Origin of the sequence: Vallitalea longa, from assembly GCF_027923465.1 — a bacterium.
GTDB classification, from domain to species: Bacteria; Bacillota; Clostridia; order Lachnospirales; family Vallitaleaceae; genus Vallitalea; species Vallitalea longa.
Window position 1 is genome coordinate 551,192 of record NZ_BRLB01000001.1, and the last position, 12,516, is coordinate 563,707.

Here is a 12,516-nt window from a genome sequence, read left to right on the forward strand (position 1 = left end):
ACCACTCTACTTATCATCATTTTTTATTTCTCTAAGCATTTCTTGTAATATATCGGATACATCTTTTGAGTCATAGGCATATATTGATTCTTCTGCCTGTTCGATTTCTAGACATGGTTTAAATCTTTTAATTTCTTCTTCAAAATTAATCATATTGAGCCTCCTCTTTCATCTTGCTTTTAATGTAACCCACTAGATATAGTGAACCGATACAGCAAACCATTCTACCCTCATTACTTAACGAAATTGCATATTCTACAGCATCATCTATGTCAGTGATAGTATAAATATCTTTGAATCCTATTTCTTTACAGTATTCTCCTAATAAATTTGCATCTGTTGCTCTATCACTATTCATCTGAGTTAAAATCATCCTATTTATATTATTACATTTTTTCAGTTCACTAATCATTTCTTTGTAAGGTTTATCTTTCAGACTTGTATATAATATACTAAGTTCCGTATTCTTATACAAATTATTAATATCCTTAACAAACATGCGAATACCTTGGACATTATGTGCTCCATCTATTAACATATTATCCATTACATATTCCATTCTACCTGGCCATGTGAATTTTTTAAGAGCTTGCAATATAGATTTTCTATTTAGATCGATACCTTCATTAATTAATACTTCAACAGTTGTAAGTGCAATAGAAATATTAATAATTTGGTAATTAGCTATTGTATTTAAATAAACCTCATTATAATTATAATACTTGTTATTTATAGAAAAATCAATGTTTTTCTTGGTTCTTTTTAAAATACCATAGTTAAAATCATTATAACTGTATAATTTAGATTTTTTATTGCTACATTCTATACTAATTGTATTAAAAACTTCTTTTTTGTCATAATAGAGCACTGTAGGTCTACCATGTTTTATTATTCCTGCTTTTTCTCTTGCTATTTCTTCTATTGTATTTCCAAGGATTGCAATATGGTCATATCCGATGGATGTAATTACTGATACTACAGGATTTTCAATTATATTAGTTGAATCAAGTCTGCCTCCAAGTCCTGTCTCTAGAATTACATATTCAACATTATTATTATTATAATAAACAAATGCCATAGCTACTAATACTTCAAAAAAAGTGGGATGATTATATCCTTGTTCAACCATATATTCAATTTTATTTTTTACTTGAACTAATGCATTTATAAAATCTTCGTTATCTATGTCTATATTATTTATTTTTATTCTTTCGTTCATATTTATCAGGTGTGGAGAAGTAAACAGACCTGTTTTATAGCCATGCTCACATAGTATATATGATAACATGGTGCATACAGAACCTTTTCCGTTTGTACCAGCTACGTGTATGAATTTTAGTTCTTTTTGGGGGTTGTCTAATAAATCAAGTAAAATCTTTATGTTCTCTAAGCCTGATTTTTTACCGAATTTCGGTATATTAAGTATATATTTGCATGCTTCTTTATAGTTCAAGAGTTAATACCTCCAAAGTTTTTTATTTAGTTATATATTCAAAAATATAATATTTATAAAATAAATATAGGTCATTTTATCTGTACTATAAGTAGTCATAGTTTTTATTTATAGATCAAACCTATAAGCTTTCATTTCTATGTATTCATATTATAGTTAGTATAGTTTTGTTAATCATTATATGCATTATAGATTTGTTTTTTTAAGTCTATATAAATGTATCATATTAGGGGGGAAGTTTCAATAGATTGGATAGGTATTTTCTGGGTGGGGGATATCTTATGGCAGGTGGTATAGGCTGCGCCTGGAAAAAGATATTAGAGATAAATAGAAAGTTATAATTTTATTATAATAACAAAAAACCATATATAGTGAATTTTTTTAATCTAATTATCACTACCCTAATCAGTAGTAGATAATCAACATCACTATATATGGTAATATTTGATTTCTATAATTTACATTATATTATTCTAAGTTTTTGCATATGGGTTAACAGTTTATTTGGTAGATAGATTACTTAATCTCTCTTTTACTTGTTTCATCATGCTGGAATATTTCTCAAGTTTTGCTTTTTCTTCATTAACTACTTTTTCTGGTGCTTTGCTAATGAATTTTTCATTGGCTAATTTTTTATTTACACGGTCTAATTCACTTTGAAGTTTCTTTTCTTCAGCTTTCAATCTTTCTATTTCTTTTTCGATATCTACTAATTCTGCAAATGGCATGAATATAGTTGCTCCCTCAATAACCGTTGATACTGCGTCATCAGCAATGTTTTCCTTATCGGCTTGTATAAGGACTTCATTTGCATATGCAAGGGTTTGGAAGAATACTTTACCTTTTTCGAATGTATTTCGTATTTCTTCTTTTTCTGATACAACGAAAACTTTTGCTTTTTTGGATGGTGGTACATTCATCTGAGCTCTTACATTTCTGATGCTTCTAACCGCCTGCTTGATTAATTCGATTTCTGTTTCTTCTGTTTGGAAGTTGTATTCTTCTTTATATTCAGGCCAGTCAGATACCATTATTGATTCTTCTTTATCTTGTATGAATGTAAATATTTCTTCTGTGATAAATGGCATATATGGATGTAATAACTTTAATGATGTTATTAATACTTTCTTTAGTGTCCATAATGCAGCTGCTTTTGTATCGTCATCATCATTATATAATCGTGGTTTTACCATTTCAATATACCAGTCACAGAATTCTTCCCATATGAAGTCATATAATTTGGCTACAGCAATTCCAAGTTCGTATTTCTCCATGTTTTCAGTTACATCTTTTACTAATGTGTTAGCCTTAGATAAAATCCATCTATCTGCTGGTGTCAATTCATCAATTGCTACTTCACGTTCTTCAATGTTTTCTAGGTTCATTAGAATAAATCTTGATGCATTCCAGATTTTATTGGCAAAGTTTCTACTTGCTTCAACTTTTTCATCATAATAACGCATATCATTTCCTGGAGCATTACCTGTCATTAATGTTAATCTAAGGGCATCTGAACCGTATTGTTCAATTACTTTTAATGGATCGATTCCATTACCAAGTGATTTACTCATCTTTCTACCTTGTGAGTCTCTTACTAGTCCATGAATCAATACTGTATCAAATGGTACCTGACCCATGAATTCCATTGATGAGAATACCATTCTAACTACCCAGAAGAATATAATATCATATCCTGTCACCAATACATTGGTTGGGAAGAAATATTTCAATTCATCTGTATTCTCTGGCCATCCTAATGTGGAGAAAGGCCATAATGCTGAACTGAACCATGTATCAAGTGTGTCTTCATCCTGATGGATATTGGTTCCTGAACATTTAGTACATTTTGTTGGGGCTTCTTTACTTACAATGATTTCCCCACAGTCTTCGCAATAGTAAGCTGGTATACGATGTCCCCACCATAGTTGTCTAGATATACACCAATCTCTTATATTTTCTAACCAATGAAGATATATTTTGCCATATCTTTCTGGTACGAACTTCAATTCACCTGATTTTAACGCTCTTATGGCTGGTTTTGCTAATTCTTCCATCTTAACAAACCATTGTTGCTTTATCATTGGTTCTATAACGCTTTTACATCTATCATGCATTCCAACACTGTGAGTGTGATCTTTTACCTTAACTAGAAGTCCTTGCTCATCAAGGTCTTTTACCATTTGTTTTCTTGCTTCATATCTGTCAAGTCCTTGATATTTACCTCCGTTTTCATTGATGGAACCATCATCATTCATAACATTGATCTGTGCAAGATTATGTCTTAATCCGACTTCAAAATCATTAGGGTCATGAGCTGGTGTAATCTTAACTACACCTGTTCCGAATTCCATATCAACATACTTATCAGCTACAATTGGTATTTCTTTGTTAACAAGTGGTAAAATAACTTTTTTACCTATAAGGTCTTGATAACGTTCATCATCTGGATGAACCGCTACTGCTGTATCTCCAAGCATTGTTTCAGGTCTTGTAGTAGCTATCTCAACAAAATCTTCAGTTCCAACGATTGGATACTTAATATGCCAGAAATGGCCGCTTTTCTCTTCATGTTCTACTTCAGCTTCTGATATGGTTGTTTGACATACTGGACACCAGTTGACTAACTTGGAACCTTTGTATATATATCCCTTGTTATAATATTTAATAAATACTTCTTCAACAGCTTTTGATAGACCATCATCAAGTGTGAATCTTTCTCTGTCCCAATCACAAGATGATCCTAATTTCTTAAGCTGATCTACAATTACTCCACCATATTCTTCTTTCCATTGCCATGCTTTTTCTAAAAATTTATCTCTTCCTATATCCTCTTTAGTAATTCCTTCTTCAGCCATTTTCTTGACTATCTTTACTTCTGTAGCTATACTTGCATGATCAGTTCCTGGTTGCCATAATGTACTGTATCCTTGCATTCTTTTAAATCTGATCAGAATATCTTGCATAGTATTGTCTAAGGCATGTCCCATATGTAGCTGCCCTGTAATATTTGGTGGTGGTATCACAATTGAAAATGGATCCTTGGTTTTATCAACTTCTGCGTGAAAATATTTCTTATCCATCCACTTTGAATATAATTTTCCCTCTACTTTTGAAGGGTCATAAGTTTTATCTAAATTCTTACCCATACATTGCCTCCTGTATTTTAATTAATATTTTATTCTTATTCTAGATTTATTGATAGGAATTGCAGAATAAAATCATAGTTGTTCATCTATCATTTTATTCTACAATCCTCAAATAATAATTTCATAATACGACTAATGAAAGAAATAATATACGATATTTTAATAAAATAGCAAAATTATTATAACACCTGATACAACTAATAATGCACCAATTATTTTAGTCACAATTGCACCATTATTTAATAATGCCAAGAATTCCTCATTATCATTTTTATTAGGATTATAATCCATTTTTTTCTTATTTCTTTTATACATTAATTTAGTACCATAGAAAATAATAGCACCTACAACCAATAATATTATTCCTATTATTTTCATAAATATCAACCCCTATCTAATTTTATCAAACTAATATACAGTTACATAAGATTTTAGTAAATTACAAGTATATTATACCAAAAAAAAATCTTATCAATCCTTGATAAGGACGATAAGACCGTGGTACCACCTTAATTCTTATATTAAATTCATATAAGCACTTTCAAACTACTAACGGAGTTACCCGATTCATCCTACTATTTTCAGATGAATTGCTAAAAAGCTACCTTCTGTTTGCCATATCATAGAAAATTCTCAGCAAATTCGAACTATAAACAACAATCCAAATTTATTTTCCTCTCTGTATAATTGTTTCAAACATACTCCTCTTTCTCACTGCATCTACAAATATATAATTATATAATATGGTATTATAATATGATTTATTTGTCAAGGATATTTTTTCAACCCAGAACATCATTAATCATCTTTGTAATAATCTTTTCATTAGTACTATCATTCTCCCTAACATCAATTAATATTTTAGTTATTACATCTATCTCTTTACTATATTCGTCTATAGTATTTTTCAATGTCTCTTGATTTTCTTTAGCTAGTCTCATAAAATCTAGTCTTTTTTCTTTTGTTGAATATAAATCAATATTTTCTAATACGTAGTTGATTCCTTCTATATTACTTTTCTTAAGAATCCTTTCAATATCATCTTCCATCATTATGATGTTACTTGATAATTTATGTATATTGGTTTTATCCTTCTTGTTCTGTTTATATTTGCTCCATCTGTCTTCTAACATTTCACTACTTTTGACTTTATATTTATTGTATTCATAGGTTAGGAACTGTTGATTATTCACATATTTCAATTTGATTTTATTTATCAGTTCTACTGCTCTATTAGCCAATAAATTGTTTTTCTTCAATTCGTGAGTGACATATCTTCTGAATATGAATATCCATGAACCGAAAAATGCTATGACTACTATCATTATGATAGAAGGAATGAATATATCAATATCATTATATGTATATAGAATGCTTAGAGTCAAAGCGGAAAAAGCGAAAATCGTTAATATGGCTATCATAAATATTTTCACATACTTCTGTGCTTTCATAAGTCTCTCTCTATTGAATGCTATATCACCTTTTTCACCTTCAAGATATGTTATGTCGGTTTTTACATCACGTTGCCTTTCTTCTACATTTTTTATATTATCTATTACATCATCAATGTTTTCATCATATTCTCCTAAGTAATCAAATTGTTGTCCTGCACCTTTTATCCTATCAACATAATCAACTTTATCTTTTTTTATTTTGTGATAATTTGTAGCGAAGTTTTCAAATTCAGCTAATTGGTTTTTATTTAGCTTTTCTATTTTTTGCACATTGGAATACATATTAGTTATGCTTTCATATTCTTTTATTATATGTTTTTTATCATTTGAAGAATTCCTTAACCTATTACATAATTCATATGTATTCTCTACATTATCATATATATCCTCAATATTAACTCCTAAATAATTTTTTTCATGAATATCTTCTACTACCTGCTTCTTCAATATATCTTTTAATTTTGAAATAAACCCCATTTTTGGCTACCTCTTTCATGTTTAACATTAAATTATCGGTTGTTTGATATTTTGTAAAATTTATAATATATATTTATTATATTGTCGACTCAATTAAGTGTCAAGAATAGTGTCAATTTATGTTTATTATTTCATATATTGGTAATACTAATTTCAATAATCTATAGGAATTATATACTATATAAGGTGAAGTCATGTATAAAAAAATTCTATTTGCCATTACACTTATTCCAGTATTATTAACAACAGGATGCTGGGATTCAAAAGATATAAACAAAAAATGTATAAACATTTCACTGGGTGTTGATTATGTTGATGAACTCATAGAATTCTCAGGTGAAATTGTTAAACTCACAAATACCGAAAAAGAACAAAGTGACGATTCTCAAGCTTCAAATGTCTACACAGTATTTTCTTATGGTACTACTTTTGAAGAAGCAAGAGTCAATTATAATTCAAGTATACCTTATACTTCATTTCTAGGAGCTACCAGAGTTGTAATATTTAGTGAAGAATATGCAAAACAAGGTATTGAAGCATATCTTAACAGAGTTGATAGTCTATTTGATTACAGAAAAACTCTTAATACCGTTGTAAGCCGTGAACCAACCAAAAAACTTTTAGATGTGAAAACCAATAAAGCTATATCAGTCGGTTTTCTCATAGACAGAATGCTACATCATCAGATAGAAGAAGGAACCACAATAAGTCCCAATACAGGTAATATACTGTCTAATGTTGCTTTTGGTTCACAAGGTTATTTAATGCCTTATATTGGTATAGAATCAGGTGACATAGCTTATTTGGGGTTAGCGATATTCAAAGATTCCAAGCTCATTGATGTAATTGATACCACTGACACCACTCCAATATTATATATATTAGCTAAAAACCCAAAACTCTTGGAAGTCATTACTTTACCTACGGATAATAAGAACAAATACTCTTTTAGAATACACATAAATGATAGAAATATTAATACTTCATATATTGATGATACTATATTCATAGATATGGATTTGGATTTACATGCAGAACTACTATATCAATATTATAAAAGCAAAATAACTGAAGAAAAAGTTAAACAACTACAAAATGAATTATCATACAAAATCAACACGGAAATTAATGAAATGATAAAGAAAGCTCAAAAAGAATTCAAATGTGATATTTTTGGTTTTGGCCAAAAATTCAGAGCACAGAATTATCACCAATATCAAAAAATGAATTGGACTGAAGATTTTTTGACTTCTAAAATTAATGTAACAGTTAATACAACAATAGTAAATAAAAATTTAAAAAGTGATGATAAATAGAAAGATAAATCATTTTCAGAAGGATGTTAATTAATGAATATAGATGATTACTTGAATAAAAAAAAGCTACAAGAATTAGGGATTACAGCAAGATATCTAGACATCAATGATACAGAAGTCATTTTATTGTATATACAGCAGCTTACAGATAGGATCCGGCTATCATCAGATATTATAAACCCCTTATTATCATATAATAAGAAAGATATTTCTATTAATAAAATAATAAGTTCAATAATATACATTGACGATATTTCAACAGATAATCATGCTAATAATATCATCAATTATGTTCTAAAAGGTAATTCCGTTATTATTATCCCTAGTGAAGAAACTTATATAATAGCTAATACTTTAAAAATACAAAAACGTCAAGTACAGGAACCAAATATAGAAAACACAATAAAAGGTGCTAGAGATTCCTTTACCGAAAATTATGATGATAACATATCACTAATTAGATATAGATTGAAAGATCCCAAACTGAGAATAGATGAATTTGAAGTTGGAAAAAGAACACAAACAGCTGTAGCTGTTATATATATAGAGGATATTGCAAATGAAGATCTAATAAAAACTGTAAAAGATAAAATATCAAAAATAGAAATTGATGGTATATTGGAATCAAGTCATATTGAAAAATTCATATTAAACAATTCTTTCAATTTCTTTCCTCAATCTGGAATTGTAGAACGTTCTGACACCGCATGTTCAAACATACTTGAAGGAAAAATAATAATTCTTGTGGAAGGTGGAAATCTAGCATTAGTCGTACCAAAAACTTTTATCGAATTCTTTGATACTGGTGATGATCATTTTGATAATACATTCATTAGTATCTTTTCAAAATTCATACGTATACTATGCATTTTCATCTCCTTGTTTCTTACTTCTTTATATGTCATCGTAGTTAGTTTCCATACAGATATACTGCCACCAGAATATATTATAAGTCTTGCGGTTTCAAGAGCAACTGTTCCTTTTAATGCTTTTCTAGAGGCACTTTTGATGGAATTAGTTGCAGAAATACTTAGGGAAGCAAGTGTAAGACTTCCAAAACAAATTGGTCCCGCTATCGGTATAGTTGGAACTATAGTTATTGGCCAAGCATCTGTCGCTGCTGGTTTAGTCAGTCCTTTACTAGTAATAATCGTATCCTTATGTATCATGAGTTCTTTTGCTACTGCTGACTATTCAATTACTAATACTATACGACTACTGAAATTCGTAATGTTAATAATTACTAGTATATTTGGATTATTTGGTTTCACTATGGGAATCATCTTAATAACAGTTAATCTCTGTTCAATAGACAGCTTCGGAGTATCTTATGTAGCACCCCTATCTCCACTTAATTTTAGAGATCTAAAACATTTAATACTGAGCGATGTTAATTTAACTAATAAAAGACCAAAATATCTTAAAACAAAAGATGATACCAGACAATAAATGGAGGTGTTTTCTTGAATCGAACACTTACTAATAAACAAATAATTTTTTTGATTTTTTCTTATATAGTAGGATATGGAATAATTTCTCTTCCAAAAAATATTGCTGAACATCTTGGTACTGGTGGATGGATTGCTATAGTAACAGGAGATATCATTATAATTTTTTGTGCATATCTATTTATATACTTAGCAAAAACTTTTAATAATAAAACGATATTCGAATATAGTAAAATTCTCACTGGCACATTAATATCATATTTAATCATATCTGTAATCGGTATATATTCTATAGCTACTGCTACTATCACAATAAAATTATCATGCGAAACAATTAAACTATCTTTTCTGCTGAACACTCCAACTTGGGCTCTAACTATAGTTCTGGTCTTAGTATGCTTTTATACTTTACTTAATGATATTAAAGTATTAGCAAGAGTCTTTGGAATCTTCTCCATAATTTTCATCATATTTGCTCTTATATTAGATATCGCTACGTTTTCTCAAGGAAATTTAACCAATCTACAGCCTTTTTTTATTATTGATATTAATGCCTTATATAAAGTTATGCCAAAACTAATTTTCCCTTTCATAGGTATTGAAATATTAGCTGTGATACCTATGGATTTTAAGGGAAAAAATAAACATATATTTAAATATATATTAATCCTTTTATTATTTATTGGATTCATTTATATTATGAATGTTGAATCATCCATCTCTGTAATGGGAGTTGACAGTATAGTACATTATGAAGATGCAAGATTCGCTTCTATCAGGAGAGTGGAAATTGATGCACTTCAATTCTTAAAAAGACTAGATTCAATCTTTATAGTAGCTTGGATTTTAAGTGTTTTTGGAACTATAATACTAACATTATATATGACAATTTTTTTACTTAACAAACTTTTTTCAAAAATCAATCGTAATTTTATAGTGATTATTATTATGTCTATAGTATTAGCTTTGACATTGATTCCTACAACAATGGATATATTAAGAGAAGCACTTAATTATGTAAGCTATTTTGGTCTTTTTATATTATTGGTTTTACCTCTAATGCTATGTACAATAACACTTATCAAAAAGCATTTTAAAAAACTATAATATAAATAGTAGACTTAACTTCCCTACGTTTAATTTGATGTAAGTAACTGAACTTTCCCACCTTTAATTTAATGAAGGTAAATAATTGTTTTCATACTTGAACATGATTATTTTATTATATTTTTTAATACTTCAACAAATAGTGAAAATGACTTGCATTTTTAATCTTAACCAGTATAATGTAGTTGTAAAGGAAGTGATTAAGTGTTAAACGATAAGAGTCATTTTCATGGTAGTGATCTAGAGAAGGTAGAGGCAATATATAATATAAATAAATATGATATAATCAATTTCAGTGGTAATGTCAATCCACTTGGAGTTTCCAAAAATCTACTGGAATTACTATCTAAAAATGTCAACGTAATAGGCATGTATCCTGACAGAGAATATACAAAACTCAGAAAACAATTATCTAAATATATTGGTGTTAATTATGAAAGTATAATTGTTGGCAATGGTTCAACTGAACTCATTTCAATTTTTATTAATATAATTAAACCAGATAAAGCAATTATAGTTGGTCCTACATATTCTGAATATGAAAGAGAAATAACTATTGGTGGAGGCTCTACTGAATATTATCCTCTAAGAGAAGAATTAGATTTCAAATTAGATATTGAGGACTTAAAAACCAATTTAACTGATGATACGGATCTACTGGTTATCTGTAATCCCAATAACCCGACATCTACATCTATTGATAACAAAGACATTAAAACCATATTAGAATACTGTAAAGAGAAAAATATATATGTGATGATAGATGAAACATATATCGAATTCACTAATGAAATGGAAAAGATAACTTCTGTAGGATTAACCGAGAGTTATGACAACCTATTCATCACTAGAGGTGTTTCCAAATTCTATGCATCTCCAGGTCTTAGATTGGGTTATGGTATATGTGGTAATCAAGAGATAATGAAGAAAATAAATGATCTAAAAAATCCTTGGACGATAAATTCTTTAGCAAGTTTTGCTGGAGAAGTCATGTTCGATGATACAGAGTATATTGCTGAAACTAAGCAATTTATAGATAATGAACGTAACAGAATATACGATATATTAAAAGATTTCAATGACATAAAAGTATTTTCACCAACAGCTAATTTCATATTGATCAAGATATTAACAGATAATATCAACTCTCATGAATTATTCGAGATATTGATCAAAAAAAATATGATGATAAGAGACGCATCAACATTCAGATTCCTTGATAATCGTTTCTTCCGTTTCTGTTTCATGAAAAAAGATCAAAACAACTTACTACTAGATGAATTATCCAAGATATTTAAATAGACAAAAGGACAAGCAATGCTTGTCCTTATTTTATTTTGAACCTTCAACAATAGCTATTCCTGCACTGGCTCCAACTCTATCTGCTCCTGCATCAATTACAGCTTTTGCTTTAGCATAATCTCTTACTCCGCCAGAAGCTTTTACTTTCGCCTTACCTGCAACAGTTTCCTTCATAAGTGAGACATCTTCAACTGTGGCTCCACCTTTACTGAATCCTGTTGATGTCTTAACAAAATCCGCTCCTGCTTTTACTGATAATTCACAAGCCTTCACTTTTTCATCATCTGATAATAGACAAGTTTCTATTATAACCTTAACTATCGCTTTTTTGTCACAAGCATCTACAACACTTTTTATATCTTCATAAACATAATCATAATCTTTATCTTTCAATGCTCCAATATTGATTACCATATCAATCTCTTGGGCTCCATGTTTTATGGCTAAATCTGTCTCACAAACCTTTACTTCTTTTGGAACTGCTCCAAGTGGAAATCCCACGACAGTACACACTTTTACATCTGTACCCTCTAGATTTTCTTTTACCAACCCTGTTCTATATGAATTAACACATACGGAAGCGAATTTGTATTCTTTCGCTTCTTCACATATTTTTATGACTTGTTCTCTAGTAGCGTCAGGTTTAAGTATTGTATGGTCTATGTAACTAGCTATATTCATAATCTTTCCCTCCTATAAACTATTATTGATTTAAATAAAATCCACTCAAATTTACTTTTTCTTAATATACTTCTTTGAGTAATTCATAATTATAGTTTACCTTTATAAGCTATTCTAGTCAATATTATATAT

The 12,516-nt window shown here is 29.1% G+C and carries 10 protein-coding genes and 1 other annotated feature; of the genes, 4 read left to right on the forward strand and 6 right to left on the reverse strand.

Annotation, left to right across the window (positions count from 1 at the left end; genetic code table 11):
- Positions 1 to 6: 6 nt before the first annotated feature.
- The 5 genes from QMG30_RS02400 to QMG30_RS02420 all read right to left on the reverse strand — a co-directional run bounded on the left by QMG30_RS02400 (position 7) and on the right by QMG30_RS02420 (position 6,530).
- Complete coding sequence (locus QMG30_RS02400; protein ID WP_281811854.1) at positions 7 to 153, reverse strand: hypothetical protein; 147 nt, start codon at positions 151 to 153, stop codon at positions 7 to 9.
- On the reverse strand, positions 146 to 1,453 hold the full coding sequence (locus tag QMG30_RS02405) for a bifunctional folylpolyglutamate synthase/dihydrofolate synthase (RefSeq protein ID WP_281811856.1): 1,308 nt from the start codon (positions 1,451 to 1,453) through the stop codon (positions 146 to 148). The genes QMG30_RS02400 and QMG30_RS02405 overlap by 8 nt, the downstream gene beginning before the upstream one ends.
- Before the next feature lie 500 nt (positions 1,454 to 1,953).
- Positions 1,954 to 4,599 (reverse strand): valine--tRNA ligase, encoded by a 2,646-nt coding sequence (locus QMG30_RS02410; protein ID WP_281811858.1) that lies wholly within the window; start codon positions 4,597 to 4,599, stop codon positions 1,954 to 1,956.
- A gap of 159 nt (positions 4,600 to 4,758) precedes the next feature.
- Entirely contained in the window at positions 4,759 to 4,977 is a 219-nt protein-coding gene (locus QMG30_RS02415) for a hypothetical protein (protein ID WP_281811860.1), read from the reverse strand.
- Positions 4,978 to 5,079: 102 nt separating this feature from the next.
- Positions 5,080 to 5,323, reverse strand: a binding site (T-box leader).
- 58 nt (positions 5,324 to 5,381) lie between these two features.
- On the reverse strand, positions 5,382 to 6,530 hold the full coding sequence (locus QMG30_RS02420) for a hypothetical protein (protein ID WP_281811862.1): 1,149 nt from the start codon (positions 6,528 to 6,530) through the stop codon (positions 5,382 to 5,384).
- Between the two features lie 194 nt (positions 6,531 to 6,724).
- Here QMG30_RS02420 and QMG30_RS02425 point away from each other — a divergent pair, with 194 nt between their 5' ends.
- The 4 genes from QMG30_RS02425 to QMG30_RS02440 all read left to right on the forward strand — a co-directional run bounded on the left by QMG30_RS02425 (position 6,725) and on the right by QMG30_RS02440 (position 11,703).
- A complete protein-coding gene (locus QMG30_RS02425) occupies positions 6,725 to 7,846 on the forward strand; it encodes a Ger(x)C family spore germination protein (RefSeq protein WP_281811864.1) in 1,122 nt (373 codons plus the stop codon).
- Positions 7,847 to 7,879: 33 nt separating this feature from the next.
- Positions 7,880 to 9,295, forward strand: coding sequence for a spore germination protein (locus QMG30_RS02430; protein ID WP_281811866.1), 1,416 nt, complete (start codon positions 7,880 to 7,882; stop codon positions 9,293 to 9,295).
- 14 nt (positions 9,296 to 9,309) lie between these two features.
- On the forward strand, positions 9,310 to 10,401 hold the full coding sequence (locus QMG30_RS02435; RefSeq protein WP_281811867.1) for a GerAB/ArcD/ProY family transporter: 1,092 nt from the start codon (positions 9,310 to 9,312) through the stop codon (positions 10,399 to 10,401).
- Between the two features lie 204 nt (positions 10,402 to 10,605).
- The gene (locus QMG30_RS02440) at positions 10,606 to 11,703 is read left to right on the forward strand and encodes a pyridoxal phosphate-dependent aminotransferase (RefSeq protein ID WP_281811869.1); all 1,098 of its coding nucleotides are present in this window, start codon (positions 10,606 to 10,608) and stop codon (positions 11,701 to 11,703) included.
- A 30-nt stretch (positions 11,704 to 11,733) separates the two neighbouring features.
- Here QMG30_RS02440 and deoC read toward each other — a convergent pair whose 3' ends face one another.
- Positions 11,734 to 12,384, reverse strand: a complete 651-nt coding sequence (gene deoC, locus QMG30_RS02445) for a deoxyribose-phosphate aldolase (RefSeq protein WP_281811871.1) — start codon at positions 12,382 to 12,384, stop codon at positions 11,734 to 11,736.
- Positions 12,385 to 12,516 lie beyond the last annotated feature (132 nt).